The sequence below is a fragment of the Paraburkholderia sp. BCC1876 genome (assembly GCF_902833695.1).
In the GTDB taxonomy this organism is placed as follows: Bacteria; Pseudomonadota; Gammaproteobacteria; order Burkholderiales; family Burkholderiaceae; genus Paraburkholderia.
On sequence record NZ_CADFGI010000003.1, the window covers coordinates 440,048 to 465,620 of the forward strand.

23 protein-coding genes and 1 tRNA gene are annotated in these 25,573 nt (G+C 63.8%); 7 read left to right on the forward strand and 17 right to left on the reverse strand.

The window, feature by feature from the left end:
• Nucleotides 1–106: 106 nt before the first annotated feature.
• A tRNA-Leu gene (locus tag HWY05_RS13785) sits at nucleotides 107–191 on the forward strand.
• Between the two features lie 81 nt (nucleotides 192–272).
• On the opposite strand, the gene HWY05_RS13790 is transcribed toward HWY05_RS13785, so the two are convergent.
• Together HWY05_RS13790 and HWY05_RS13795 are read right to left on the reverse strand one after the other, a co-directional pair.
• The gene (locus tag HWY05_RS13790) at nucleotides 273–686 is read right to left on the reverse strand and encodes an ACT domain-containing protein (RefSeq protein ID WP_176058702.1); all 414 of its coding nucleotides are present in this window, start codon (nucleotides 684–686) and stop codon (nucleotides 273–275) included.
• Between the two features lie 11 nt (nucleotides 687–697).
• Nucleotides 698–2,083 (reverse strand): amino acid permease, encoded by a 1,386-nt coding sequence (locus HWY05_RS13795; RefSeq protein WP_176058864.1) that lies wholly within the window; start codon nucleotides 2,081–2,083, stop codon nucleotides 698–700.
• A 215-nt stretch (nucleotides 2,084–2,298) separates the two neighbouring features.
• Here HWY05_RS13795 and HWY05_RS13800 point away from each other — a divergent pair, with 215 nt between their 5' ends.
• The gene (locus HWY05_RS13800) at nucleotides 2,299–3,279 is read left to right on the forward strand and encodes an alpha/beta hydrolase (protein ID WP_176058703.1); all 981 of its coding nucleotides are present in this window, start codon (nucleotides 2,299–2,301) and stop codon (nucleotides 3,277–3,279) included.
• 121 nt (nucleotides 3,280–3,400) lie between these two features.
• Here the strand turns inward: HWY05_RS13800 and poxB are convergent, their stop codons facing one another.
• The 10 genes from poxB to HWY05_RS13850 all read right to left on the reverse strand — a co-directional run bounded on the left by poxB (nucleotide 3,401) and on the right by HWY05_RS13850 (nucleotide 16,324).
• Complete coding sequence (poxB, locus tag HWY05_RS13805) at nucleotides 3,401–5,125, reverse strand: ubiquinone-dependent pyruvate dehydrogenase (protein ID WP_176058704.1); 1,725 nt, start codon at nucleotides 5,123–5,125, stop codon at nucleotides 3,401–3,403.
• Between the two features lie 168 nt (nucleotides 5,126–5,293).
• Entirely contained in the window at nucleotides 5,294–6,127 is an 834-nt protein-coding gene (locus HWY05_RS13810) for a M55 family metallopeptidase (protein WP_176058705.1), read from the reverse strand.
• A complete protein-coding gene (locus HWY05_RS13815) occupies nucleotides 6,127–7,206 on the reverse strand; it encodes a P1 family peptidase (protein ID WP_176058706.1) in 1,080 nt (359 codons plus the stop codon). The genes HWY05_RS13810 and HWY05_RS13815 overlap by 1 nt, the downstream gene beginning before the upstream one ends.
• Nucleotides 7,203–8,108 carry a glutathione ABC transporter permease GsiD gene (gsiD, locus tag HWY05_RS13820; protein ID WP_035548011.1) on the reverse strand — a complete coding sequence of 302 codons (906 nt, stop codon included), beginning with the start codon at nucleotides 8,106–8,108 and terminating at the stop codon, nucleotides 7,203–7,205. Before gsiD ends, HWY05_RS13815 begins: the two co-directional genes overlap by 4 nt.
• Nucleotides 8,109–8,115: 7 nt before the next feature.
• Nucleotides 8,116–9,036 (reverse strand): glutathione ABC transporter permease GsiC, encoded by a 921-nt coding sequence (gene gsiC, locus HWY05_RS13825; protein WP_176058707.1) that lies wholly within the window; start codon nucleotides 9,034–9,036, stop codon nucleotides 8,116–8,118.
• Nucleotides 9,037–9,151: 115 nt separating this feature from the next.
• Nucleotides 9,152–10,714 carry a glutathione ABC transporter substrate-binding protein GsiB gene (gene gsiB / locus HWY05_RS13830; protein WP_176058708.1) on the reverse strand — a complete coding sequence of 521 codons (1,563 nt, stop codon included), beginning with the start codon at nucleotides 10,712–10,714 and terminating at the stop codon, nucleotides 9,152–9,154.
• A 79-nt stretch (nucleotides 10,715–10,793) separates the two neighbouring features.
• Nucleotides 10,794–12,716, reverse strand: coding sequence for a dipeptide ABC transporter ATP-binding protein (locus tag HWY05_RS13835; protein WP_176058709.1), 1,923 nt, complete (start codon nucleotides 12,714–12,716; stop codon nucleotides 10,794–10,796).
• 96 nt (nucleotides 12,717–12,812) lie between these two features.
• Nucleotides 12,813–13,841 carry an isoaspartyl peptidase/L-asparaginase gene (locus HWY05_RS13840; RefSeq protein ID WP_176058710.1) on the reverse strand — a complete coding sequence of 343 codons (1,029 nt, stop codon included), beginning with the start codon at nucleotides 13,839–13,841 and terminating at the stop codon, nucleotides 12,813–12,815.
• The gene (locus HWY05_RS13845) at nucleotides 13,838–14,884 is read right to left on the reverse strand and encodes a MurR/RpiR family transcriptional regulator (protein WP_176058711.1); all 1,047 of its coding nucleotides are present in this window, start codon (nucleotides 14,882–14,884) and stop codon (nucleotides 13,838–13,840) included. Before HWY05_RS13845 ends, HWY05_RS13840 begins: the two co-directional genes overlap by 4 nt.
• Before the next feature lie 180 nt (nucleotides 14,885–15,064).
• Entirely contained in the window at nucleotides 15,065–16,324 is a 1,260-nt protein-coding gene (locus HWY05_RS13850) for an MFS transporter (RefSeq protein ID WP_176058712.1), read from the reverse strand.
• Nucleotides 16,325–16,419: 95 nt separating this feature from the next.
• Here HWY05_RS13850 and HWY05_RS13855 point away from each other — a divergent pair, with 95 nt between their 5' ends.
• Both HWY05_RS13855 and HWY05_RS13860 read left to right on the forward strand, forming a co-directional pair.
• Complete coding sequence (locus tag HWY05_RS13855) at nucleotides 16,420–17,130, forward strand: 16S rRNA pseudouridine(516) synthase (RefSeq protein WP_035548026.1); 711 nt, start codon at nucleotides 16,420–16,422, stop codon at nucleotides 17,128–17,130.
• Between the two features lie 168 nt (nucleotides 17,131–17,298).
• Nucleotides 17,299–17,487: a hypothetical protein gene (locus HWY05_RS13860; protein WP_176058713.1), complete on the forward strand. Its 189-nt coding sequence runs from the start codon at nucleotides 17,299–17,301 to the stop codon at nucleotides 17,485–17,487.
• Nucleotides 17,488–17,506: 19 nt separating this feature from the next.
• Here HWY05_RS13860 and HWY05_RS13865 read toward each other — a convergent pair whose 3' ends face one another.
• Nucleotides 17,507–18,565: an NAD-dependent epimerase/dehydratase family protein gene (locus HWY05_RS13865; protein ID WP_176058714.1), complete on the reverse strand. Its 1,059-nt coding sequence runs from the start codon at nucleotides 18,563–18,565 to the stop codon at nucleotides 17,507–17,509.
• 79 nt (nucleotides 18,566–18,644) lie between these two features.
• Here HWY05_RS13865 and HWY05_RS13870 point away from each other — a divergent pair, with 79 nt between their 5' ends.
• Nucleotides 18,645–19,676: a CDP-6-deoxy-delta-3,4-glucoseen reductase gene (locus tag HWY05_RS13870; protein ID WP_176058715.1), complete on the forward strand. Its 1,032-nt coding sequence runs from the start codon at nucleotides 18,645–18,647 to the stop codon at nucleotides 19,674–19,676.
• Here the strand turns inward: HWY05_RS13870 and HWY05_RS13875 are convergent.
• Nucleotides 19,642–20,574, reverse strand: a complete 933-nt coding sequence (locus HWY05_RS13875) for a hypothetical protein (RefSeq protein WP_176058716.1) — start codon at nucleotides 20,572–20,574, stop codon at nucleotides 19,642–19,644. The two genes, HWY05_RS13870 and HWY05_RS13875, sit on opposite strands and share 35 nt — an antisense overlap.
• Nucleotides 20,575–21,123: 549 nt before the next feature.
• Between HWY05_RS13875 and HWY05_RS13880 the strand changes: the two genes are divergently transcribed.
• Both HWY05_RS13880 and HWY05_RS13885 read left to right on the forward strand, forming a co-directional pair.
• Nucleotides 21,124–22,308, forward strand: coding sequence for an acetylornithine transaminase (locus HWY05_RS13880; RefSeq protein ID WP_176058717.1), 1,185 nt, complete (start codon nucleotides 21,124–21,126; stop codon nucleotides 22,306–22,308).
• 17 nt (nucleotides 22,309–22,325) lie between these two features.
• A complete protein-coding gene (locus HWY05_RS13885; protein WP_035548040.1) occupies nucleotides 22,326–22,796 on the forward strand; it encodes a GNAT family acetyltransferase in 471 nt (156 codons plus the stop codon).
• A 78-nt stretch (nucleotides 22,797–22,874) separates the two neighbouring features.
• On the opposite strand, the gene HWY05_RS13890 is transcribed toward HWY05_RS13885, so the two are convergent.
• From HWY05_RS13890 to HWY05_RS13900, 3 genes are read right to left on the reverse strand one after another with little or no spacing between them, the layout of a single operon-like run.
• The gene (locus tag HWY05_RS13890; RefSeq protein ID WP_035548043.1) at nucleotides 22,875–23,597 is read right to left on the reverse strand and encodes an ABC transporter ATP-binding protein; all 723 of its coding nucleotides are present in this window, start codon (nucleotides 23,595–23,597) and stop codon (nucleotides 22,875–22,877) included.
• The gene (locus HWY05_RS13895) at nucleotides 23,597–24,370 is read right to left on the reverse strand and encodes an ABC transporter ATP-binding protein (RefSeq protein WP_035548046.1); all 774 of its coding nucleotides are present in this window, start codon (nucleotides 24,368–24,370) and stop codon (nucleotides 23,597–23,599) included. Before HWY05_RS13895 ends, HWY05_RS13890 begins: the two co-directional genes overlap by 1 nt.
• A gap of 17 nt (nucleotides 24,371–24,387) precedes the next feature.
• Nucleotides 24,388–25,557 (reverse strand): ABC transporter ATP-binding protein, encoded by a 1,170-nt coding sequence (locus HWY05_RS13900; RefSeq protein ID WP_176058718.1) that lies wholly within the window; start codon nucleotides 25,555–25,557, stop codon nucleotides 24,388–24,390.
• Nucleotides 25,558–25,573: the final 16 nt, after the last annotated feature.

The window sequence follows — 25,573 nt, forward strand, 5'->3', positions numbered from 1 at the left end:
CGGCATCGCGGCTGAATCGAGCAACCGGCTTGCCCGTCGTCCGATTTTTTGCCATAATCTGCGTCTTCGCCGCGCGCCATGTTCCGACGCGTGTGCTGCAAGACCTGCCCAGGTGGTGAAATTGGTAGACGCAGGGGACTCAAAATCCCCCGCCGCAAGGCGTGCCGGTTCGATTCCGGCCCTGGGCACCAAATCGAATTCGAGTTTGACCAGCTTGTTTGAATAAACCCGCGAGAGCCTCACGCTTCGCGGGTTTTTTTATGCGCGCGTGTTTATGCTTCTGCCGCGTCCGAAGGCGCCGACAACGCACGCAATATGTTCATCGCCTCATCGACACGCTCGGCCGGCACGAACAGATGGTCGTGATAAAAAGCCGACACCACGTTGCACGCGATTCGCGCTTGCGCCAGCTTCGTCGAGATCACGGCGAGAAAACCCACTGCGGCAAGATCCGAATGAACCGTCAACGTAATCATGCGCGCGGTGAAGTCGTAGGCGATGCCGAGGCGATCGGCATCCGACTGATCGAGAATCGCGGTCAGGCCTTCGGCCTCGTTGAACAGACAGACCGCGTCGACGCCCGCCGGCAGACGACGATCGGCAAAGCTACAGAAAACATAAGCCGGCGCGGCAACAACCGGCGTCATGTCGCGTAGCAACTGCTCGAGATCGCGGCTCGCTTCCATAGCTTTGCTCCTTATCGCCCGGCCACTCGCGCGCCACCCTGCAGCGCCGCGCGCCGGCGCTTGAACACATAGCCGGCCCACATCACCACCAGCCACGCCGGCACGAGCCACGCCGATACCGACAACCCAGGCGTCATGGCCAGAATCACGAGCACCAGCGCCATGAACGCGAGGCAGAGGTAGTTGCTGAGCGGGAACCAGATCGACTTGAACACCAGCGTCTCGCCCGCCGCCACCATCGCCTTGCGCGACTTCAGATGCGTCAGGCTGATCAGCGCCCAGTTCAGCACCAACGCGGCAACGACCAGCGCCATCAGCAGACCGAGCGCTTCGGCGGGAATCAGATAGTTGACGATCACACAGGTGAACGTAGCAAGCGCCGACAAACCGATCGCCATATACGGCACGCCGCGACGATCGACCTTCATCAGCGCGCGCGGCGCATTGCCCTGCTCCGCGAGACCGTAAAGCATGCGGCTATTCGCATACACGCCGCTGTTGTACACCGACAGCGCCGCCGTCAGCACCACCACGTTGAGCACGTTGGCGGTCAGCGTCGAACCGATCTGCGAGAAGATCATCACGAACGGGCTGCCGCCGGCCGCCACTTCATTCCACGGATACAGCGAGAGCAACACCGTCAGCGAGCAGATGTAGAAAATCAGGATCCGGTAGATCACCTGATTCACCGCTTTCGGAATGCTCTTTTGCGGCTGATCGGCCTCGGCTGCCGTGATACCGATCAACTCCAGCCCGCCGAACGAGAACATGATGACCGCGAGCATCATGAAGAGGCCGTGAAAGCCGTGCGGGAAGAAGCCGCCATGACTCCACAGATTGGTGATCGACGCTTGCGGGCCGCCGTGACCGCTGAACAGCAGATAGCCGCCGAATACGATCATGCCGATCACCGCGACCACCTTGATGATCGCGAACCAGAACTCGGTTTCGCCATACGCCTTGACGTTGGCGAGATTGATCGCGTTGATCGCGACGAAACACACCAGCGCCGATATCCACGACGGCACACCGGGCCACCAGTAATGCACGTAGGTACCGACCGCGGTCAGCTCGGCCATGCTCACGAGCACGTACAGCACCCAGTAATTCCAGCCCGACAGAAAGCCGGGAAAGTCGCCCCAATACTTGTACGCAAAGTGGCTGAACGAGCCGGCCACCGGTTCCTGCGCGACCATTTCGCCGAGCTGCCGCATGATCATGAACGCGATGATGCCGCCGATCGCGTAGCCGAGAATCATCGACGGGCCGGCTGCCTGCAACACGCTGGCGGAGCCGAGAAACAAGCCGGTGCCGATCGCGCCGCCCAGCGCGATCAACTGGATATGGCGATTCTTCAGCCCGCGCTTCAGGCCGTCTTGCTGCTGTGCACTATTCAACATTGCGCCCCAGTGTATGGAAATCGATCGCCCGAGCGGACTTATGGTCCCTGCCGGGCGTAACCTGAAATTTTACCGTGGCCGATATAAGTCAAATACTGGGACCAACCCGCGCTTCGTTCAGCGCCGCACTTAACGGCGCGGTTAGGGATTGTCACTGGCCTGGGGCTTCTGTATGGTCGCCTAGTCGAGGTTCCCGCCTCCGGAGATTCAACATGTTGCCCAAACGTCTGCTTTGCGCCGCTGCTTTGTGTCTCTGTTTCACGGGGACGGGCGTACGCGCCCAAACCGCGGCGCCTGCCGAGGCGCCCATGGCGACACCCAGCATGGCGCCCTCTCCCGAACCCGCCGACGAACCCGGCATGGCAGCCAGCGCACCCGAAGCGCCCGCTTTGCCCGCAGCACAACCACCCATGACGCCGCCCACGCCCGCAGCGCAAGCCCCTGCCCCAATGCCGGCAGCCGCGGCGCCCACGCCGCCCCCCGCGCCGATGACCGGCCCTGTGCGCAACATCGTGCTGGTGCACGGCGCGTTCGTCGACGGGTCGAGCTGGAACGGCGTGGTCGCCAAATTGCAGCAGAAGGGTTATCACGTGAGTTCGGTGCAAAACCCGCTGACGTCCCTCGCGGATGATGTCGCCGCGACCCGTCGGGTGCTCGCGCGTCAGGACGGACCGACCATGCTGGTGGGCCATTCGTGGGGCGGTGTCGTGATCACCGAGGCAGGCGCGAACGCGCCGAATGTCGCGGGTCTCGTGTACATCGCGGCGATTGCGCCGGACCTTCACGAATCGACGCAAGACCTGATGAAGCGCGCCGAGCCGATGCCGGCGGCCCAGGCCATCATTCCGGATGCGAGCGGTTTTCTGTGGCTCGATCGCACCAAATATCATGCGGACTTTGCCGCTGACGTGCCCGAGAATCTCACGCGCGTACTCGCCACCGCGCAAGTGCCGATCGCCGCGAAGGCGTTCAGCGAAACGGTCAGTCATGTCGCGTGGAGAGAAAAACCGTCGTGGTATGTGTTGACGACGAAAGACCGCGCCGTGTCGCCGGACGTCGAGAAATTCATGGCCGACCGGATGGGCGCGAAGATCGTGCCGATGGCGTCGAGCCATCTCGCGCCGGTGTCGCATGCCGGTGCGATTGCCGACGTGATCGATCGCGCGGCGCGGGAATTGAGCCGGCAGCAGTAGCGGCTAACACGCGGTGCGTGCGTATGCGCGGCAGCGTGGCCGCGCATACGCTAACTTCTTCCGCAATCCGACCGCGCGTTAGCGGTCGCAAAGCACTTCAGCACTTCAGCAACTCGCCACCTCAGCGCAGATTCGTCGTCGCCAGTTCGACGATCTCGTCTCCGCGTCCGTTCAGCACCGCCTTCAGCATATAAAGACTGAAGCCCTTCGCCTGCGCCCATTGAATCTTCGGCGGCATTGCGAGTTCATGCTTCGCGGTCGTCACATCGATCACCGCCGGTCCCGGATGCGCGAAGGCTTCGCGCAGCGCCGGTTCGATGTTCTCCGACAGTTCGATACGAACACCGTAGATGCCCGCGCCGCGCGCAATCGCCGCGAAGTCGGTGGTCGCGAGATCGGTGCCGGCTTCCAGATAGCCGCCGGCCTTCATCTCCATCGCGACGAAACCGAGCACGCTGTTGTTGAACACCACGACCTTGATCGGCAGATTGAGCTGACGAGCGGTGAGCAGATCGCCGAGCAGCATCGACAACCCGCCGTCGCCGGATAGCGAAATCACCTGACGACCCGGTTCGGCGGCTTGCGCCCCGAGTGCCTGCGGCATCGCGTTCGCCATCGAACCGTGATTGAACGAGCCGTGCAGACTGCGCTTGCCGTTCATGGTCAGATAGCGCGCGGCCCACAGCGTCGGCGTGCCGACGTCGGCGGTCAGCACGGCGTCTTCGTTCGCGACCTTGTCGATAATGCTGGCGAGGTACTGCGGATGAATCGCGCGCCCCGGCGCGGACGGACGCGCCAGATCGTCGAGCCCTTTGCGTGCGTCCGTATAGTGTTTGCGCGCATTATCGAGAAAGCCCCGGTCGGTCTTGCGCTGAAGCTTCGGCAGCAACGCCTGCAAGGTCGCCTTGACGTCGCCGACCAGACCCAGCTTCAACGGCGTGCGCTTGCCGAGCGCGGAGCCGTTCCGGTCGATCTGCACCACGTTGCCGTGCGACGGATAGAAGTTGCGATACGGGAAGTCGGTACCGAGCATCACGAGCGTGTCGCACGACATCATCGCGTGATAGCCGGAGCTGAAGCCGATCAACCCCGTCATGCCGACGTCGAACGGGTTGTCCCACTCCACGTATTGCTTGCCGCGCAACGCATGCACGGTCGGCGCGCCGAGCTGATCGGCGAACGCGACCACTTCGTCGTGCGCGCCCTCGCAACCGCTGCCGCACAGCAGCGTCACGGCGCCGGCCTGATTCAGCAGATCGGCGAGACGATCGAGATCGGGCCCGGACGGCGTCAGCGTCGAACGTTCCAGCGTGCCGGACCATGCCGGCGCTTCGTCGGGCGCATCGCTCAGTGCCACGTCGCCCGGCAGCACGATCACCGCGACGCCGCGTTCTTCGATCGCGGTGCGCATCGCGCGCGCCAGCACGCGCGGAAACTGCGACGGATTCGTCACGAGCTCCACGTAGTGGCTGCACTCCTTGAACAACTCTTGCGGATGCGTTTCCTGAAAGTAGCCGAGACCGATTTCCGACGAAGGAATGTGCGCGGCAATCGCCAGCACCGGTTGATGATTCCGGTGACAGTCGAAGAGACCGTTGATCAGATGCAGGTTGCCGGGACCGCAACTGCCCGCACAGACGGCGAGCTTGCCGGTCGCCGCGGCGTCGGCGCCGGCGGCGAAGGCCGCGACCTCTTCGTGACGCGTGTGCATCCAGCGAATCGAGCCGACGCGCTGCAAGCTGTCCGACAGGCCATTCAGGCTGTCGCCCGTCACGCCCCAGATCCGCTCGACATCCGCTGCCGCCAGGGTTTTGGCCAGATAATCCGCGATAGTCTGCTTACCCATGCTGTACTCCGCTCAGTGAGAAAGACGGTACTTTTTGGAAAACAGAGAGTACCGCGTCCTCACCGAACGTGTTCGCTGCGTGTACTTCTTTACAGTCGGCAGCAATCCGTAAGCGAGTTGAAAATGGCCGCACGTGATTTGCGCGCAACCGTAGCGCGGGCTGCCCGGCTAGCGCAGCATGAACGACATCGCGGACAGGCAGTTCAGCATACGCACTGTGTGCTCCGCCGACGCCGCGTCGAAACGCAACGTGACCGCGTCGACGCGTGTAAGCGTCGGCCATTGGCAGAACAGATCGGCGAGCGCGCTGGTCTGCACGCGCAGTTCGCACACAACCGGTTGCGCCGCCGCACGCGTGGCCTGCGGCGCGCGGCCACCGTCGAGATGTTGACGGACCACTTCGCGCGCCGCCGTTTCGATCGCCTCGCGCGCATTCGCCGGCGACTGCGTGACACCGCTCGACTGGCCCGTCGCGCTCTTGGTGACGACAAAACGTGCGCCGGGAAAACGCGGCGCAGTTTCCTCGGCGAACACATCGTCGCCGGATAAAAGCGCTACCTGTGCCCCATATTCTTCCGCCAGCGCGCCGTAGATTCCCGCCTCGCCGACTTCCACGCCGTTCAGCGACACGCGCGCGAACGCGAAACTGTTGATCGTATGCGCGAGGATGCCGCGCGTTTGCGACTTGGCGTGATAGCCGATCATGAAGACCAGCGCCGCGCCATATTCAAGCCCGGCCATCATGCCGAGCGTGCGCGGTTTGCCGAGCACCACCAGCGCGCGCGGATCGAGCAGATCGGGCAGCAGATTGCGGAAGCCGCCGTGCGAGTCGTTGACCCACACTTGCGTGGCGCCGCCGGCGAACGCACCTTCGATCGCGGCGTTGGCTTCGAGCGTCATCCAGCGGCGCGCGGCTTCGTATTCGCCGTTGCCCGCGCGCGTTTGCTCGGGATGAAACACGCCGGCCACGCCTTCGATGTCGGCGGAAATGAGGACTTTCATCAGCGAGCGGAGTTGAGTAGTTGGGAAAGATCGGGCGCGCTGTCGTGGAGCGACAGACGTCGATGACCGTCGCGTCCGGTCACCGAGACAGCGTTCCACAACGCGTCGACGATGGCCTGCTCGACGCTGTCCGCGCAGGCGCGAAACAGCGGGTCCAGACGTTCATCGGCGAGTAGCGGCGGCAGCGTGACGAATTGCGCTTCGTGCGGCACGGTGTACGCGGTCGAAAACGCCAGGGCGATATCGCCGCTGCCGTGGCCGTACACGGAGCCGGTGCGCGCGAGACCGGCTGCCGCGCGTAGCGAGAGACGCTTGAGCTGACGTGCGTCGAGCGGCGCATCGGTGGCGACGATCATGATGATCGAGCCTTGCTCGGGCTTCGTCGTGGTCGAAGCGTTCGCAGTTGCAGCCGCGCGTTCGCTCAGCATGCGGCCGAGCGGCACGCCGTCGAGCGTCAGCATCGGCAAGCGGCCAAAGTTCGCCAGCACCAGCGCGCCGACGGTATAACGTTGCCCTGCGGCCTCCACCACGCGCGACGCGTTGCCCATACCGCCCTTCAGATCGAAGCACGACATACCGCGCCCCGCCCCCACCGAACCGCTGGCAACCTCGGCGCTCGCGGCCGCGTACGCGTCGTCGAAATGTTGCGAGCCGACCGCCATTGCCTGGATATCGTTCAGATAGCCGTCGTTGCACTCGAACACCAACGGATTCACCGTCGACCACTCGCGCCCGATTCGCGGATTCGCACGAATCGCCGCGCGAATCTGCGCCTGTGCAACGGCGGCGGCGCCGAACGTATTGGTCAACGCAATCGGCGTTTCCAGCGTGCCGAGTTCCTCGACCTGCATGAGCCCGATACTCTTGCCAAAGCCGTTGATCACCGACACCGCGGCGGGCACCTTGTCGCGAAACGGATCGCCGTCATGCGGGCGAATCACGGTCACGCCGGTTTGCAGCGCGCCTTCGTCGAGCGTGCAATGTCCGACGGTTACGCCCGGCACATCGGCAATCGTGCCGAGCGGACCGCGCGGCAAAGCGCCGATATGCGGCGCGTTTTCAGCAGAGGACACGCTCATGCGCGGTCGAGCTTCGGATCGAGCGCATCGCGCAAACCGTCGCCGAGCAGGTTGAACGCGAGCACGGTCACGAAGATCGCCAGACTCGGAAACAGCGCGATATGCGGCGCGGTGACCATATCGGCGCGCGCTTCGTTGAGCATCGCGCCCCACTCGGGAGTGGGCGGTTGCGCACCGAGTCCGAGAAACGACAGACTCGCGGCGGTGATGATCGAGGTGCCGATGCGCATCGTGAAGTACACCACCACCGACGAAATCGTCCCCGGCAAAATATGGCGCACGATGATCGTCCAGTCCGACGCGCCGATACTGCGCGCCGCTTCGATATACGTGAGCTGCTTGAGCATCAGCGTGTTGCCGCGCACGAGCCGCGCGAACGCCGGAATGCTGAAGATCGCCACCGCGCAGATCACGTTGATCATGCCGTTGCCGAGAATCGCCACCACGCCGATGGCGAGCAGAATGCCGGGGAACGCGAACAGCACGTCGGCCACCCGCATCACGATACGATCCCACCAGCCTTCGTAATAGCCGGCCAGCAGGCCGAAAAATGTGCCGATCAGTGCGCCGATCGCGACCGACAGAAACCCGGCCTCCAGCGAAATGCGCGAGCCCGCGAGAATGCGGCTGAAAATATCGCGGCCCAGCGAATCGACGCCGAACCAGTGCGCCGCCGAAGGCCCCGCGTTCAACGCGTCGTAGTCGAAGAAATTCTCCGGGTCGTACGGCACCAGATGCGGCGCGGCGATCGCGACCACGATCAGCAGCAGCACGAAAATGCCGGCGCCGAGCGCCACATGCTGCTTACGGAATTTGCGCCAGAACTCGCCCCACGGTGTGCGGATCGTTTTCTCGACGATAGCGGCCTTGGCCGCATTCGCCTCGGTTGCGGAGATGCTCATGCGGGCCTCACTTGAAACGGATGGTCGGATTGATCACGGCGTACAACACGTCCACGATCAGATTGATGATGATGAATTCAAGCGAGAACAGCAGTACCTCAGCCTGAATCACCGGATAGTCGCGCATCGACACAGCGTCCACCAGCAGGCGTCCGAGGCCCGGCCAGTTGAACACCACCTCGACCACGATCGAGCCGCCCAGCAGAAAACCGAATTGCAGCCCCATCATCGTGATGACGGGAATCAGCGCGTTGCGCAGACAGTGTTTGAGGATCACGAGACGTTCGGGCACGCCCTTGGCGCGCGCGGTCCGCACGAAGTCCTCGTTCAGCACCTCGACGAACGAAGCCCGCGTGAAGCGCGCCATCACCGCCGCGACCGCCGCGCCGAGCGTCAGCGAAGGCAGCACGTAGCTCTGCCACGAACCGTCGCCGACCACCGGCAGCCAGCCGAGCTTCACCGAGAAAATCTCCATCAGCACCATGCCGAGCGCGAAGGCCGGAAACGAAATGCCCGACACCGCGAGCGTCATGCCGAGCCGGTCGGGCCAGCGGTTGCGCCACACCGCCGAGACAATGCCGATGCCCATGCCCAGCACGACCGCCCACACCATGCTGGCGAGTGTGAGCAGCAGCGTCGGCATGAAGCGTTCACCGATTTCCTCGCTGACCGGCCGCTTGCTGCGCGTCGAGATACCGAAGTCGCCGTGCGCGATCTTCACGAAGAAGTTGACGAACTGCTGCGGCATCGGTTTGTCGAGACCGAGATCCGCGCGCACCAGCGCGACGGTCGCCTCGTCCGCTTCGGGACCGGCGGCGAGCCGCGCCGGATCGCCCGGCAACAGATGCACGAACAGGAACACCAGCACGGCGACGATAAAGAGCGTCGGCAGCAGGCCAAAGAGACGTTTGACGAGGAAGTTCAGCATGAAACCCAATCCGGCAATGATGCGGGTAACGAATGATCCGGTGCGGCCTGTGAGTCAGAACCGTTCACGCTCCGGCGTATTCATCGAACACGCCGGAGCACGAACGGTCAGCCGATCACTTGATCGCGATCTCGTCGAAATTGAACGAACCGTCCGGCGCCACGTACGCACCCGACAGACGCTTGCTGCGCGCGTACACGACCTTCTCCTTGACGAGGAAGATCCACGGCGCGTCGGCCCAGATGCGTTTTTGCGCGTCGGTATAGAGCGCGGCCTTCTGCGTGCGGTCGGTGGTTTCGAGCGCCTGTTTCAGATCGTTGTCGACCGCGTCGTTCTTGTAGTACGCGGTGTTGACCATCTTCGGCGGGAACGACACGGAGCCGAGCAACGGCGTGATCGCCCAGTCGGCTTCACCCGTCGACGACGACCAGCCCGCGTAGTACATGCGCACCGGCGCGGTGGCGGGGTCCTGCGCGCTTTCCACCTTGGCGACGCGCTGCCCGGCTTCGAGCGCTTCGACCTGCGCCTTGATGCCCACTTGCGCGAGTTGCTGCTGCACGAACTGGATCACCTTCTGCGCGGTCGAGTAGTTATAGGCCGACCACAGCGTGGTTTCGAAACCGTTCGGATAGCCCGCTTCCTTCAGCAACTCACGCGCCTTCGCCGGGTCGTACGGCCACGGCCCAAGCTTCACCGCGTAATCGACGCCTTGCGGCACCACGCCGTCGGCCGGCGTCGCATAACCGGCGAACGCGACCTTGGTCAGCGCGTCCTTGTTGACCGCGTAGTTCAGCGCTTCGCGCACCTTCGGGTTGTCGAACGGCTTCTGGTTCATGTTCAGGCTGATATAGCGCTGAATGATGGACGGCGACGCGATCAGATCGACCTTCGGGCTCGCCTGCAATTGCGCGGCCTGTTCGAACGGCACCTGGAACGCGAAATCGGCTTCGCCGGTGCGCATCAGCGCGGCGCGCGTGTTGTTGTCGACCACCGGCTTCCAGTCGATTGCGTCGACCTTCGGATAGCCCTTCTTCCAGTAGCCGGCGAACTTCTTCACCGTCAGATCGCCGGCCGGATCCCACTTGACCAGTTCGAACGGCCCCGTGCCCACCGGATGAAACGCAATGTCCTTGCCGTACTTCTTCAGCGCGTCCGGCGAAATCATCACCGCCGACGGATGCGCCAGCACGTTGATGAAAGCCGAGAACGGCGCCTTCAGGGTGATCTTCACCGTGTACGGATCGACCACTTCGGTCTTCTCGATACGGCTGAACATGTTGTAGCGCTTGAGCTTGTTGGCCGGATCGGTCACGCGGTCGAAGTTCGCTTTCACCGCCGCGGCGTTGAAGTCGGTGCCGTCCTGGAACTTCACGCCGTGGCGCAGCTTGAACGTATAAACCTTCGCATCCGGGCTGGCCTCATAGCTGTCGGCCAGCACGTTGACCAGCTTCATGTCCTTGTCGAAACCGAACAGCCCTTGATAGAACGACTTCGCGACGGCTTGCGACAGCGTGTCGTTCGCATCGTACGGATCGAGCGTCGTGAAGGTCGACGCGACGGCCATCACGGCCGTGGTCTCGGCATGCGCCACATTGCCCGCGAGCATCGCGAACACCACCGCGCCGCCGCTGACCAGCGCGCGCAAACGAAACGGAGAAGACGGGACCAGCAGGTTCATGAGGATGACTCCAGGCTGCGAAATGAAAACGGGTTGAGGGACTGCGAGAGGAAACGTTTTTTTGCTTGGGCTTGTCGGTCTAGTAAGCGCCGCCAACGCGATGCTGCGCGACGAAGTGATCCGGGCCCACCGCCACCAGCGGCGCCACCATGGGTTCGTCGTTCAGCGCGCGGATCGGGCTTGGAATTTCATCGGCGGCGAGCATGCGTTTGGCGTGACGGCGCGCGGGATCGGCAACCGGCACCGCGCCCATCAGCTTCTTCGTGTACGGATGCTGCGGCGCTTCGAACACCGCGCGGCGTGGACCGATTTCGACGATCTGGCCGAGATACATCACCGCGACGCGATGGCTGACGCGTTCGACCACGGCCATATCGTGCGAAATGAACAGATAAGCCACGCCGAGCTCGCGTTGGAGATCGAGCATCAGGTTGACGATTTGCGCCTGCACCGAGACGTCGAGCGCGGAGACGGATTCGTCGGCGATCACGACTTTGGGGTTCAACGCCAGCGCGCGGGCAATCGCGATCCGCTGCCGCTGACCACCGGAGAATTCATGCGGATAACGGCGCGCCGCTTCGTGCGGCAAACCGACCTTGTCGAGCAGCCACGCGACGCGCGCCTGCGCTTCGGCGCCCTGCGCCACGCCATGTACGAGCAACGGCTCCATGATCGAAAAGCCGACCGTCAACCGCGGATTCAACGACGCGAACGGGTCCTGGAAAATAAACTGGATGTCGCGGCGCAGTGCCTGCAACGCGGGTCCCGTCAGTGAACTGATTTCCTTGCCGGCGAACTCGATCGAGCCGCTCTGACTTTCAACCAGACGCAGCAACGAGCGACCCGTGGTCGATTTGCCGCAACCCGATTCACCGACCAGCGCGAGCGTTTCACCCGGCCGCAGATCGAAGCTGACTTTTTCGACCGCATGCACGCGGCCGGTGAGACGGCCGAACACGCCGGTCTTGACCGGAAAACGCGTGACCAGATCGCGCACGCGCAGAATGGGCGGCGTGCTCTCCTGTACCGGCGGCTGCGCTTCTTCGGCGACGGCGGACGCGGCACGCACCGCCTGTTCCGCACCGCTCAAACTCGCCTGCTCGACGGTCAGAATCGGAAACTTGGCGGGTTGATCGGTACCTTGCATCGCGCCTAAACGCGGCACGGCGGCGAGCAACGCCTTCGTATAAGGATGCGACGGCGCGGCGAAGATCGTGTCCGACGCACCCTCTTCCACTTTCTCGCCGCGATACATCACCAGCACGCGGTCAGCCACTTCGGCGACGACACCCATGTCGTGCGTGATGAAGATCACGCCCATGTTCATCTCGTCCTGCAAGCCGCGAATCAGTTGCAAAATTTGCGCCTGGATCGTCACGTCGAGCGCGGTGGTCGGTTCGTCGGCGATCAGCAGCGCGGGCTTGCACGACAGCGCCATCGCGATCATCACGCGCTGGCGCATGCCGCCCGACAACTGATGCGGATATCGCGCCGCCACCCGTCGCGCCTCCGGAATCCGCACGAGGTCGAGCAGGCGCAGCGTTTCGGCGTGCGCGGCCGAACGGCTCTTGCCCTGATGCAATGCAATCGCTTCGCTGATCTGATCGCCGACCGTGAAGACCGGATTGAGCGAGGTCATCGGCTCCTGAAAGATCATCGCGATGTCGGCGCCGCGAATCGAGCGCATCGTGCCGGACGACGCTTTCGCGAGGTCGAGCACGCTGCCGTCGCGGCGCCGGAATGCGATGCTGCCGCCGGCCAGGCGCCCACCGCCGTGCTCGATCAGCCGCATCAACGCGAGCGAAGTCACCGATTTACCGGAACCCGATTCGCCGACGATCGCGAGCGTTTCGCCACGCTCGACTGTCAGCGACAGATTGCGCACCGCGTTGAAGGCCTGTTCGCCGCGGCGAAACGCGACCGACAGATCGTCGACCGCGAGCACGCGTTGCGGCGGCAGGGTTTCGATAAGCGGACGGGCGGTGTGCAATGAAGTCGGCACGGTGGTTCCTTTGAATTCGAACGCGACTAGCCAGAACGCAAGCGCGCGGTCGCGCGAGCGTTCGAACCATGATTCAGTGAGATCCGGCGAGGCCTGCTAGCGATAGATCGCCGTCACCGGCGTTTCGCCGAGACGCGCGAAGCCGCGATACATGCCTTCGGTGTTGAACGGCAGCGTGATGTTGCCGCGCGCGTCGACGGCGATCAGACCGCCACGGCCTTCGATCTTCGGCAAGCGGTTCATCACCACGTCGTGCGCCGCTTCCTGCAGCGACACCTGGCGGTAGGCCATTTGCGCGGCGACATCGTAGGCCGCGACCATGCGCATGAACATTTCGCCGGAGCCGGTGGTGGAGACCGCGCAGGTGGCGTCGTCCGCATAGCAGCCCGCGCCGATCAGCGGCGTGTCGCCGACCCGGCCCGCCTGCTTGTTGGTAACGCCGCCCGTCGAGGTCGCCGCGGCCACATGGCCGTGTCGATCGAGCGCGACCGCGCCGACCGTGCCGAACTTGCGGTTCGGGTCGATGGGTTCGTGCGGCATGGGGTCGTCGCCGTTGTCGTTATTGCTGTCGTTGCCGCTGTCGTCATGCTCCGCCGATGGCGTGGCGGCGAGCGACGCGCCGTCGTGATCGAGCATCGCGCGGTGCTGATCGCGCGCGAGCAGCCATTGACGATGACGCGCTTCGGTATGGAAATACTCGGGCTCGGCGAATTCGAGTCCCTGCGCGGCGGCGAACGCCTCCGCGCCTTCGCCGGTGAACAGCACATGTTCGCTGCGTTCCAGCACCTTGCGCGCCGCCAGAATCGGATTGCGCACGCGTTTCACGCAACAGATCGCGCCGGCTTCGAGCGTGCCGCCGTCCATGATGGCGGCGTCCATTTCGTGCGTGCCGGCCGCCGTGTACACCGCGCCGCGGCCCGCGTTGAACAGCGGACAGTCTTCGAGCAGACGCACCGCTTCGCTCACCGCGTCGAGCGCGCTGCCGCCGTCCGCCAGCACGCGCTGGCCGGCGCTCAGCACCGCGTGCAGCGCGGCGTGGTAATCGGCTTCGGCGCTGGCCGACATCGACGCGCGCAGGATCGTCCCGGCGCCGCCATGAATGGCAATGACTGCGTTGGAGTTCATCGTTTAGCTTGAGTCTTGCTGGAGGTTCGGGTGGATCGGGGCGTGGCCGCAACGCCAGGCTCACCAGGTTTGCCAGGCTTGCCGGGTTTGCCGGCGTCGTTCGCACCACGGCTGACCGCGCGCGCTGGCCGCTCGTTCGGGCCGGCGTTCTCGGCGTGCGGATCGACCAGCCACGGCAGCACGAATTCGCTGACTTCGGCGGCGGCTTTCACCGAGCGTTTCGCCCGGTACGCGACCGCGTCGCACAGTGCTTCGATCACGGCTAGCACGGCGGAATCGGCATTGGCCGCGAGCCGTCGGTCGGCGCGAATGTAGAGCGAGAGATCCGCGAATTGCGCGAGCGGCGAACGCGGACTGTCGGTCAGCGCGAGCACGCGAGCGCCACGGCTTGCGGCGCGGCGCGCGAGTTCGATCGTGTCTTCGACGTAACGCGGAAACGCGAGGCCAATCACGAGATCGTCCTCGTTCGAGGCGAACAGACGCCGCGCGGCATGCGACGGGCCGCCCATCAGCGCGAGCGACTGCACGTTGTCGTGATACGGCATCAGGCCATGCTCCATCAGCCCGGCGAGGAACGCGCTGGCGCCATAGCCGAGCACGAACACACGGCGCGCCGCGATGATCGCTTCGACGGCGGCTTCGGCTGCGTTCTTGTCGATCGCCGTGCGGGTGGCGTGCAGATTATTGGCGGCTTGTTCGAGCGACGCGTCGAGCACAGCGTCGCCGGCCGCCAGCGACTCCTGCGCGCTGCGCAAGCGCTCGACCGGCGCGAGCGTCGCTTCGAAGCCGCGCACGAGCGCGTCGCGAAACTGCGGATAACCGTCGAAGCCGAGCGCGCGAGCGAAACGATTCGCCGTTGCCACCGACGCGCCCACCACGCTCGCCAGTTCGTCGATCCGCATGGTGGCCGCGCGGAACAGATTGGCCAGCACGTAATCGCCCATACGCCGGTGAATCGGCGTGAGCGTCGGCATCGCGGCGGCAATGCGCGCCGCGATAGCCTGCTCGGCGGAATTAGGGGCAACGGACGGTTGATGAATCATGCGAGCGGGTTGGCTGGATCGATGCTGTAATGAAAATGAATGAAAGTATATTTACATAGAAATCACGCAAAAAAAAATTCATTTTCATTTTCAAGGGTTTCTCCGGATGATGCGTATTGGCTCGTGCGGCACCTCCACGCACCTCCGGCTGGCACGACGCGACCGGATGAAAACCTGTTTTCAGCAGGCGGCGGCACTCTGCTCGGGAATGCGCTCGAGCCGCGCCGCCGGCGACATGAAGATGATCAGCGCCTGCACGACAAACGCCGCCGCGGCCGCGACGAGACAAGCGTCCATGCCCCAGCGCGCGCTGATCGCCGCGCCGAGCAACGCGCCCAGCGGACGCGCACCGTAGGTGGCGGTGCTGTTGAGCGCCGACACGCGGCCCATCATCCGTTCGGGGGTGATCGCCTGGCGCAGCGTGGTCGAACCGACCACCCACAGAATCGGCCCGGCGCCGACCAGGAAGAAACTCAACATCGCCAGCCAGAACGACGGCGCGACGAGCGTCGCCACCATCACGAGCGACGCGAGCAGGCCGCACGACGGCCCAATGATCAGCACGCGTCCGAAGGCGAGACGCCGCGCGATCGCCGGCGCGGCCAGCGCGCCGCACACCATGCCCACGCCATAGGCCCCGAGCGTCACGCCGACCATCGACGCGCTCAGCCCCAAGCGATGCACCGCGTACGGCACATACACCGCTTGCAGGATGAAAAAGCCGAGGTTGAAGAACACGGCGGTCGCGAGCATCGGCCGCAGCAGCGCATCGCGCAGCACGAAGCGCGTGCCGTCGCGTAACTCCAGCAGGAAGTGACGCTGCGGCATGGCCGCGCGCGGCGGTTCGCGCAGTCCGGCCAGCAGCGCGACGGCTAGCGCCGAGAGCCCGGCCGCGCAGCCGTATGCCCACCCTGCCCCGATCCAGCCGACCAGCAAACCGCCCAGCGCCGGACCCGCCGAATACGCGACGCTGCGCGCGAGTTCGAGCCGGCCGTTGGCGTTGGCAAACGCCTCGCGCGGCACCAGCGCGGGCACCAGCGACGGCGCCGCGACGTTGTAGGCCACCGTGCCGGTCGCCGCCACGAAGCCGAGCGCGGCGAGCAGCGGCAGGCTCAACGCATGCGTCGACACGAGCAGCAGGACACACAGCATCGCGATCACACGCACGCTTTCGGCGAGCGTCATCAACAGCCGGCGCGAGCGGCGGTCGGCCCAGACGCCGAGCGGGATCGACAGCAACAGGAACGGCAGCGTCTGCGCGGTTTGCAGCAAGCCGGTGTCGCGCGCGTCGGCGCCGAGCATGAACACCGCGACGAGCGGCGCGGCGGCGAGGCTGATCTGTTCGGCCGACTGCGCGACCAGGTTCGACCACGCGAGCCGCTGGAAGGCGGCCGGCAAGCGGGATCGGATCGAGGGAGAAGAAGAGGAAACGACGGGCATCGAAGCACTCCTTGGGCTCGGTGATGAGGAGCCCATCGTCGTCCGGTTCGCGCCGTGGGGCGCTCCGCTTCTTGCGGTGTTATTCTTCGCTCGCCATGAATCTCGAAAGCATTCTCTTCACTCAAGGTTTCGGCTCGCGCCGCCAATGCCGCGCGCTGATCGGCGACGCGCGCGTGAGCATCGAAAGCGCCGTCTGCACCGACGCCGACGCCGATTTCCCCGTCACCGGCAACGCCTTCCACTTCAGTGTGGACGGCGTCGTCTGGCCGTATCGCGAGCACGCTTATCTGCTGCTGAACAAGCCGGCCGGCTACGAATGTTCGCGCGACCCGCAGCATCATCCGAGCGTATTCAGTCTGCTGCCGCCGCAGTTCGCGGAGCGCGGCGTGCAATGCGTGGGCCGGCTCGACCAGGACACCACCGGCCTGCTGCTGCTCTCCGACGACGGTAAGTTCGTCCACCTGTTCACGTCGCCGAAACGCAAGGTGCCGAAGGTGTATGTCGCGACCACGCGCCATCCGCTCGACGACACGCAATTAGGCGCGCTGCGCGACGGCGTGCTGCTGCACGGCGAGCCGAAACCGATCGCCGCAGTCGACGCCGTCGCGCGTGGCGAGCACGCGCTGGCGCTCACGGTCATGGAAGGCAAGTACCACCAGGTCAAGCGGATGATCGCCGCCGCCGGCAACCGCTGCGAGGCGTTGCATCGCGAGCGGATCGGCGGACTCGCGCTGCCCGCGACGCTCGCGCCGGGCGCATGGCAATGGCTCGACGAAACCGACCTCGGATCTTTACGGAGCGGGTAAACCGGTAGTCGCGCACCAAGGCCTTGATGCGGCTGGAAAAAGCCTGTGCGCGGCCGCACACAAGGCGTGGCGGGCGGTCTTCATGCGCTGCGCCGCAGCATGCTCTTGCTTACAGCTCACCCTATACTCCTTTAAACAAAGACAACAAAGGGTACAAGGAGGCGCGCCATGATGATCCACGACACTATCCGGATCTCGTCCGTGATGATTGCTTTTATGTGTCTCGGACTGGTTCTGATCGGCGGACTGCTGATCGCGATGCGGCTGCGGCATAACTACCATCCGAATCTGATCGGCGCATTGATCGGCGCAATGCTGTGCTTCCTGCTGCTGGAGGCATTGCCGGCGCTGACTTAGGCCAGCGCGGCGCAGGAGGTCACGCTTGCGCGGTGGCCTCACGCAGAAAATCCGCCACGCTCGGATAGCGCAATTGCACGCGCAATTCCGTCTTGAGCCGCCGGTTCATCAGCCGTCGCGATTCACGCATGAACGACAGCATGGTCGGCTCGATCGCCTGCTCGGCCTGCGCACGCGTGATACGCGGCGCACGCGCGACGCCGAACGCATCGGCGACCGCATCGAAGTACTCCCCCATTTTCAACGACGAGTCGTCGCTCGCGTGGATCACGCGCGCCGGCCGGCCGTGTGTGACGAGCCGCACGAGGATCGCGGCGAGATCGTCGGCGTGGATATGGTTGGTGTAGACGTCGTCGGCATCGATCAAGGCCGGCGTGCGTTTTTCGAGCCGCGCGAGCGGCAGACGGTTGCCCGCATAGATGCCGGGAATCCGCGCGATGCTGGCGCGGACCGCGCCGCGAGCGGTCGCGCGCCGCAGTTGCCGCTCGGCCGACACGCGACGTTTGGCGCGCGCATTGGTCGCCTGCGTGACGCGCGTCTCGTCGATCCAGGCGCCGCCGCAGTCGCCGTAGACGCCCGTCGTGCTCGCGTACACGAGGCGGACCGGCGCGCGCGAAGCGGCGGCACGGCTGACCCCGTCGGGTACAATATTGGCTTTCCCGGATCCGTCCCACAGGGCAAAATCAGCAAACCCGGCACGCGCGGCCCGTTCGCGACGCAGCCGCCCAACCGGCGCCACGGCAGGCGCCGCCGCGGCTCGCAGCGCGCGGGCGCCACGAGCGCCAAGTGTTGCAAGCAGGGCGCGAGTACGCAGATCGTCGTCGCCATTTTTTTGCGGCGGCGCAAGGTGCAGCACCGTCGGCGCGAGGCCCGCGAGCCGTTTCAGGCTGCGACGTTGATCCAGATCGCCGACTAGCGGCGTGACGCCCGCGGCGCGCAATTCTGCGCAGCGCCCGGCATGGCTGGTCAGTGCAAAAACGTGTGCACGTGGCTGCAGCAAGGGCACGCAGCGCATGCCGACATCGCCGCAACCTACGATCAACACGCGCGGCCGGCGGAAGTTTCGTGTCGCTTTCATGGTGGACGCATTGTAGCCGTCAGCCGCGAACGCGGCGGGTCCGATAACGATTACCGACTTTTCGATTTCCCCACACTTTATGGCATTCAACGTCACGCTCCGGCAAAGCGGCCGGCAGTTTCAGGTAGAACAGGACGAACCGGTGCTGAGCGCCGCGTTGCGCCAGGGCATTGGCCTGCCTTACGGCTGCAAGAACGGCGCTTGCGGCTCGTGCAAGGGCGCTGTGCTCAGCGGCGAAGTCGAACAGCGCGCGCATTCGTCGTCGGCATTGTCGAACGACGAAAAGACTCGCGGTATGGCGCTGTTGTGCTGCGCGACCGCCTGCTCCGATCTCGAAGTGGACATTCGCGAAGTGGCCGGTGTGGGCGACGTGCAGGTCAAGAAGCTGCCGTGCCGCGTCAGCGCGATCGAGCGCAAAGCCGACGACGTCGTCGTGCTGAAGCTACAACTGCCCGCCAACGAACGTCTGCAATATCTGGCCGGCCAGTACCTCGAATTCATTCTGAAAGACGGCAAGCGCCGCAGCTATTCGATGGCGAGCGCGCCACACGCGGAAGGCCCGGTCGAACTGCATATTCGCCACATGCCCGGCGGCGCCTTCACCGACCACGTGTTCAACACGCTGAAAGAGCGCGACATTCTGCGCTTCGAAGCGCCGCTCGGCACGTTCTTCCTGCGTGAAGATTCCGACCGGCCGATCGTGCTGCTGGCCTCGGGCACGGGCTTCGCGCCGCTGAAGGCGATCGTCGAGCATGCGGTGTTCAAGAACCTGGATCGTCCCATGACGCTTTACTGGGGCGCACGCCGCAAGAAAGACTTGTATCTGCTCGAACTGGCCGAGCAGTGGGCACGCGAGATTCCGAACTTCAAGTTCGTGCCGGTGTTGTCGGAGCCCGATGCGGACGACGCGTGGACGGGCCGCGTCGGCTTCGTGCATCGCGCGGTGATCGAAGATTTGCCCGATCTGTCGGCGTATCAGGTTTATGCCTGCGGCGCACCCGTGATGGTCGAATCGGCTCAGCGCGATTTCACCCAGCACCACGGCCTGCCGCAAGATGAGTTCTATGCGGACTCGTTCACGAGCGCCGCGGATCTGGCGAACGCGGTTTGAGGTGAGCGACGTCGGTGCAGATGCGCCGATGCTCGCAACGTACGATTCTGGAAGCGCGGCCATGCACCTGGCCGCGCTTCGCGCATGGAGAGGTTGCGCCCGCGCCGGTCTCGACTTTGAGCTGAAGCAAGTGTGCCCGATCCTCGAGCGCCGCACGCTCGGATCGCAGCATTTTATGTAGTGCAGTACAGCCGTCGCTGCCGGTCGCGCCGAGATTCGAAGCAAGAAAATCGACCGCGTTTAGCGTGTCGAATAGTCTGTGCCCATACACCGGTTCATGGTGCGCGACGCGATTGCGTGACTGGTGGATTCGCTCCAGTTGAATGGCAACCGCCGATCGATCAATTGCCTTGTTCGGAAAGATGCGTCTTAGCGCAGGCTTCCACAGCGTCTGTTCGTAATCGCGAGAGAAGAGCCGCTTCCAGAAGTACATCGTGAGTTGGGTAATCACCTGACCACTTCGCACAACGATTGCCTTTTGCCGCGCCGCGACCCGAAATTCATGGTCCAGACCCGGCGGCACGCCGCGACGGAACGCCGCTTGATCGACCGAGGATTTATCCGAAGCATTCAGTTTTGCATAGGCTGCACGTTGTGCCCCGCGAACGGCCGCTTCGATCTTGCCGCGCTCCTCGTCTTTCCAGACGAAAGGCACCGGTGGACGACGCAACCAGCCGTCCACGCCGAAGTGATCGCCTAGCCGGTCACAGACCGAATTACGAAGCGCTATCTCGACAACTGCCGTGACGCTCATCAGCGCCCCGGCCAACTGCAACATCTGCTGATGAAGCGCGATGGCCGTGCGAGTCGTGTCGGCCATTGTCTGAAAAGTGCTGAGGCGATCTTCAGAGAGCAGCGCGGTAATTGCTGAAATTTCATCATCTGTCAGGTGGTCCATTGACGGGCACCTCCTTGGCTTTTAGAATTGTTGGCGATAAGTCGGGATCAGCGTCGGCAGCTATCTTCGGATGGGCGGACCCCCGGCTTCCTGATTCAGAATGGGCGCTCGGTTGAGCGCCCATTTGCTTTTGCGGCGATGGTTTGTTGTGAGTTGCCGCCCGTGCGAACAACGCCCAAAAAACAACCGCCGTCACATTCTAGTCAGCGGCCGATCTCATAATCGGCAAGCCGCATAAGCTTGCACGTCGGAGAAAAAAATCCGTCCGATGCAAATTCATGGTTTACACCAGCGCTTTCCTTGTCGTATTCTTTCGCGCATGAACCGCATCCAGTCCGAACTTCGACGTCGCCGCTCGCCGCTCCCTTAGGGACGCCGCTGGCTTCGTCACGGATTCGCGCCACACACCGGCGCACGCAGTTCGAATCATGAAAGCCACGGCATGCCGTGGCTTTTTTGTTTTTGCCGTTCCGTTGTATCCCCGGCCGCTCTGTTGCGTATCCGGCCAACTTTCATCCCCCCTTCACCCGTTGTCTGGAGCCTGCCGTCATGAATTTCACTGAGTACCCGATCGAGTCGCTGATGTACATCACGAACCGGCCCGAAATCGTTTTCACGCACGGCAAGGGCTCGTGGCTCTACGACAATAACGGCAAGCGATATCTGGACTTCATCCAGGGCTGGGCGGTCAATAGCCTCGGCCATTGCAACGAAGGCATGATCGAAGCGCTGAACAAGCAGGCCAAGTTGCTGTTCAATCCGTCGCCGGCGTTCTACAACGAACCGATGGCGCAACTCGCCGGCCTGCTGACGCAACACAGCTGCTTCGACAAGGTGTTCTTCACCAACAGCGGCGCCGAAGCCAACGAAGGCGCGATCAAGCTCGCGCGCAAGTGGGGCAAGAAGTTCAAGGACGGCGCGTTCGAGATCATCACCTTCGATCACAGCTTCCACGGCCGCACGCTGGCCACCATGTCGGCCAGCGGCAAGCCGGGCTGGGACACGATCTACGCACCGCAAGTGCCGGGCTTCCCGAAGGCGGATCTGAACGACATCGCGTCGGTGGAAAAGCTCATCAACGCGAAGACCGTTGCCGTGATGCTCGAACCGATTCAGGGCGAAGGCGGCGTGATTCCGGCGGCCCCCGAATTCATGAAGCAACTGCGCGCGCTGACGCAACAGCACAACCTGCTGCTGATCGTCGACGAAGTGCAAAGCGGTTGCGGCCGCGCCGGCACGCTGTTCGCGTATGAACTGTCGGGCATCGAGCCGGACATCATGACGCTCGGCAAGGGCATCGGCGGTGGTGTGCCGCTCGCGGCACTGCTGTCGAAGGCGGAGGTCGCCGTGTTCGAAGCCGGCGATCAGGGCGGCACTTATAACGGCAATCCGCTGATGACCGCGGTCGGCTATTCGGTGATCTCGCAACTGGTGGCGCCGGGCTTCCTCGAAGGCGTGCGGGCGCGCGGCGAATATTTGCGCGCGAAGCTGCTGGAGTTGTCGGCGGAACGCGGCTTTGAGGGCGAACGCGGTGAGGGCCTGCTGCGCGCGCTGCTGCTCGGCAAGGACATCGGCAACCAGATCGTCGAGAAGGCTCGGGTGATGCAGCCCGACGGTCTGCTGCTGAACGCGGCGCGCCCGAACCTGCTGCGCTTCATGCCGGCGCTGAACGTGACGAACGAAGAAATCGACCAGATGATGGCGATGCTGCGTTCGATTCTCGACACGCTGTAAGCCAAAGGAACGCACCTATGACGACGACCTCCACGTTATCGATCCGCCGCTTCGACGCGCGCGACACCGATGCCGTGGTCGCGCTGTGGCAAGAAGCCTTCCCCGAGTATCGGGACGTGACGAGGCCGCAGCGCAACCCGCATCTGTCGATCGCCAACAAGCTGGCGACGCAAGCGGAACTGTTCTTTGTCGCGACACTCGACGAGCGCATCGTCGGCACGGTGATGGGCGGCTACGACGGTCACCGAGGCTGGCTCTATTCGCTCGCCGTCGACGAATCGGTGCGACGTCACGGAATCGGTACGCGGCTGGTCGCGCACGTCGAACAGGTGTTGACCGGGCTGGGTTGCCCGAAGCTGAATCTGCAGGTGTTGTCCGCGAAGACGGATATCCGTGAGTTTTACGAAGCGCTCGGCTATCGCGCCGACGCGGTAATCAGTTTGGGCAAGCGGCTGGGCGAACTCGCGGAGCCGGTGGCGGCGACCTGAGACGCCGCGTCGGAATAGAAAAAGGCTGCATGCGTTTGCGCATGCAGCCTTTTTTTGGTCTCGTCCGGCTAAACCAGGTTACTCACCCAGATAAGCCGCGCGCACCTTCGGATCGTCCAGCATCTGCTTCGCGTCGCCCGACATCGTGACCAGACCCGAGTCCATCACGTAGCCGCGGTTCGCCGCCTGCAACGCCAGACGCGCGTTCTGCTCGACCAGCAGCACGGTCATGCCTTCGGCCGAGATCGCCCGCACCACTTCGAAGATCTTCTCGACCATGATCGGCGACAGACCCATCGACGGTTCGTCGAGCAATAACAGCTTCGGCTTGCTGATGATCGCGCGCGCCATCGCCAGCATCTGCTGTTCGCCGCCGGAGAGCGTGCCCGCGTACTGCGTAGCCCGTTCCTTCAGACGCGGGAAGAAGCCGAACATGCGATCCACGTCCGCCTTGATGCCGTCGGTATCGGTCCGCAGATACGCACCCATCTGCATATTCTCGATGATCGACATACGCGAGAAGATGCCGCGGCCTTCCGGCACCATCGCCAGACCGCGCTTGAGCAACAGATGCGGCGGCACGCCCTTGATCGACTCGCCCATGTACTCGATGTCGCCGATCGTGTAGGGCTTCAGGCCCGTGATCGCCTTCATCGTCGTGGTCTTGCCCGCGCCGTTCGCGCCGATCAGCGTGACCAGCTCGCCCTGCTGGACGTCGAGGTCGATGCCCTTGACTGCCTGGATGCCGCCGTAATTGACCTGCAGGCCCTTGATTTTCAACATTGCTTGCGTTGTGGACATCAGTGGACTCCCGCACCCAGATAAGCTTCGATCACCTTCGGATCCTTCTGCACGTCTGACGGCAGACCTTGCGCAATCACCTTGCCGTAGTCGAGCACCGTCATCTGGTTGCACAGACCCATCACGAGTTTCACGTCGTGTTCGATCAAGAGGATCGTCTTGCCGTCACTGCGGATCTTGTCGAGCAGCTTGGTCAGATCGACCTTTTCCGTCGCGTTCATGCCGGCGGCCGGTTCGTCCAGCGCGAGCAGTTTCGGATCGGTTGCCAATGCGCGGGCAATCTCCAGACGGCGCTGGTGGCCGTACGACAGATTGCGCGACGTGTAGTCCGCGTACTGCGCAATGCCGACGTATTCCAGCAGTTCGATTGCGCGTTCCTTGATCTCGCGCTCTTCCTTGCGTTCGGACGGCGTCTGGAACACCGCGCCGAGCAGCCCGTGTTTGGTACGCACATGGCGGCCGACCATCACGTTTTCCAGCGCGGTCATGCCGCCGAACAGACGAATGTTCTGGAACGTACGCGCAATACCGGCCTGCGCCACCTGGTACACCGCAGTCGGCGTGTACGGCGTGCCGTCGAGCTTGAACTCGCCCGAATCCGGCGTGTACAGGCCCGTGATCACATTGAAGAACGTCGTCTTGCCGGCGCCGTTCGGGCCGATCAAACCGTAAATCTGGCCGGACTTGATTTCAAGTCCGACGTCGGACAGCGCCTGCAAGCCACCGAAGCGCTTGTTGACGCCCTTCACCGACAGTCGAATGTTGTCGCTCATTTTTTTCTCTCCCCGGCTTAGGCGCGAACCGGCTTCTTGCCGCCACGCTTCGTCAGTTTCGCAATCTTGTCTTCATGTTTGGGCGATGGCCACAAACCTTCCGAGCGATACAGCATGATCAGCACCATGGCGAGTGCGTAGACCAACTGACGGATCACTTCCGTGTCGACGATTTCATGACCGAAGACCATGTTCTGCAACGGACCCATGGTCGAGCGCAGGAATTCCGGCAGCACCGCGAGCAGCACCGCACCGAGAATCACGCCCGGGATGTGGCCCATACCGCCCAGCACCACGCACGCCAGCACCACGATCGATTCCGGCAGCGTGAACGATTCCGGCGACACGAAGCCCTGGAACGAGCCGAACATCGCGCCCGACAGGCCGCCGAACGACGCGCCCATCGCGAACGCCAGCAGCTTCACGTTGCGGGTGTTGATGCCCATCGCCTTGGCAGCGATTTCGTCTTCGCGGATCGCGGCCCATGCACGGCCGATACGCGAGTGCTGCAAACGCGTACACACCCAGATCACGGCCAACGCCGCGATCACGAACAGGTAGTAGTACGAGTACACCGTGGGGAACTGGAAGCCGAACAGCGTGTGCGTTTGCGCGAGGCTGAAGTCGCCGAAGTGAACCGGGTCGATCGCCGTGATCCCCTTCGGGCCGTTGGTGATGTTCACCGGACGGTCGAGGTTGTTCAGGAAGATCCGCACGATTTCCCCGAAGCCCAACGTCACGATGGCGAGGTAATCGCCCCGCAGACGCAGCGTCGGTGCACCGAGAATCACGCCGAAGAACGCGGCGACGGCCATCGCGCACGGCACGATCAGCAGGAACGGGACATGCAGCCCGTTCGGCGCGAAGTGCGCGATCCACTCGAACTGCGACGACAGGTGCGGTGAACTCAGCAGCGCGGACGTGTACGCGCCGACCGCGTAGAACGCGATGTAGCCCAAATCCAGCAGGCCGGCAAAGCCGACCACCACATTGAGGCCGAGCGCGAGCATCACGTACAGCATCGCGAAGTCGAGCACGCGGACCCAGTAGTTGCCGCCGGCCGTGCCGATGATCATCGGCGCGGCTATCACGAAGATCGCGGTGATGATGCCGACCGTCAGCGTCTTGGTGCGGTTCTTTTCAGGGATGAGCGTCGTGGACGGCTCGATCGGTTGAATTGAGGTCATGTTTATTTACTCCCAG

Bases quoted from the DNA above. Each gene is read 5' to 3' on its own strand.
- HWY05_RS13800 (WP_176058703.1), top strand. From the start codon at position 2,299: ATGTTGCCCAAACGTCTGCTTTGCGCCGCTGCTTTGTGTCTCTGTTTC.
- poxB (WP_176058704.1), bottom strand. From the start codon at position 5,125: ATGGGTAAGCAGACTATCGCGGATTATCTGGCCAAAACCCTGGCGGCA.
- gsiB (WP_176058708.1), bottom strand. From the start codon at position 10,714: ATGAACCTGCTGGTCCCGTCTTCTCCGTTTCGTTTGCGCGCGCTGGTC.
- HWY05_RS13875 (WP_176058716.1), bottom strand. From the start codon at position 20,574: ATGGACCACCTGACAGATGATGAAATTTCAGCAATTACCGCGCTGCTC.
- HWY05_RS13890 (WP_035548043.1), bottom strand. From the start codon at position 23,597: ATGTCCACAACGCAAGCAATGTTGAAAATCAAGGGCCTGCAGGTCAAT.
- HWY05_RS13845 (WP_176058711.1), bottom strand. From the start codon at position 14,884: ATGATTCATCAACCGTCCGTTGCCCCTAATTCCGCCGAGCAGGCTATC.
- gsiD (WP_035548011.1), bottom strand. From the start codon at position 8,108: ATGAGCATCTCCGCAACCGAGGCGAATGCGGCCAAGGCCGCTATCGTC.
- HWY05_RS13860 (WP_176058713.1), top strand. From the start codon at position 17,299: ATGATGATCCACGACACTATCCGGATCTCGTCCGTGATGATTGCTTTT.
- gsiC (WP_176058707.1), bottom strand. From the start codon at position 9,036: ATGCTGAACTTCCTCGTCAAACGTCTCTTTGGCCTGCTGCCGACGCTC.
- HWY05_RS13895 (WP_035548046.1), bottom strand. From the start codon at position 24,370: ATGAGCGACAACATTCGACTGTCGGTGAAGGGCGTCAACAAGCGCTTC.
- HWY05_RS13810 (WP_176058705.1), bottom strand. From the start codon at position 6,127: ATGAAAGTCCTCATTTCCGCCGACATCGAAGGCGTGGCCGGCGTGTTT.
- HWY05_RS13790 (WP_176058702.1), bottom strand. From the start codon at position 686: ATGGAAGCGAGCCGCGATCTCGAGCAGTTGCTACGCGACATGACGCCG.
- HWY05_RS13870 (WP_176058715.1), top strand. From the start codon at position 18,645: ATGGCATTCAACGTCACGCTCCGGCAAAGCGGCCGGCAGTTTCAGGTA.
- HWY05_RS13850 (WP_176058712.1), bottom strand. From the start codon at position 16,324: ATGCCCGTCGTTTCCTCTTCTTCTCCCTCGATCCGATCCCGCTTGCCG.
- HWY05_RS13855 (WP_035548026.1), top strand. From the start codon at position 16,420: ATGAATCTCGAAAGCATTCTCTTCACTCAAGGTTTCGGCTCGCGCCGC.
- HWY05_RS13880 (WP_176058717.1), top strand. From the start codon at position 21,124: ATGAATTTCACTGAGTACCCGATCGAGTCGCTGATGTACATCACGAAC.
- HWY05_RS13865 (WP_176058714.1), bottom strand. From the start codon at position 18,565: ATGAAAGCGACACGAAACTTCCGCCGGCCGCGCGTGTTGATCGTAGGT.
- HWY05_RS13840 (WP_176058710.1), bottom strand. From the start codon at position 13,841: ATGAACTCCAACGCAGTCATTGCCATTCATGGCGGCGCCGGGACGATC.
- HWY05_RS13885 (WP_035548040.1), top strand. From the start codon at position 22,326: ATGACGACGACCTCCACGTTATCGATCCGCCGCTTCGACGCGCGCGAC.
- HWY05_RS13815 (WP_176058706.1), bottom strand. From the start codon at position 7,206: ATGAGCGTGTCCTCTGCTGAAAACGCGCCGCATATCGGCGCTTTGCCG.
- HWY05_RS13900 (WP_176058718.1), bottom strand. From the start codon at position 25,557: ATGACCTCAATTCAACCGATCGAGCCGTCCACGACGCTCATCCCTGAA.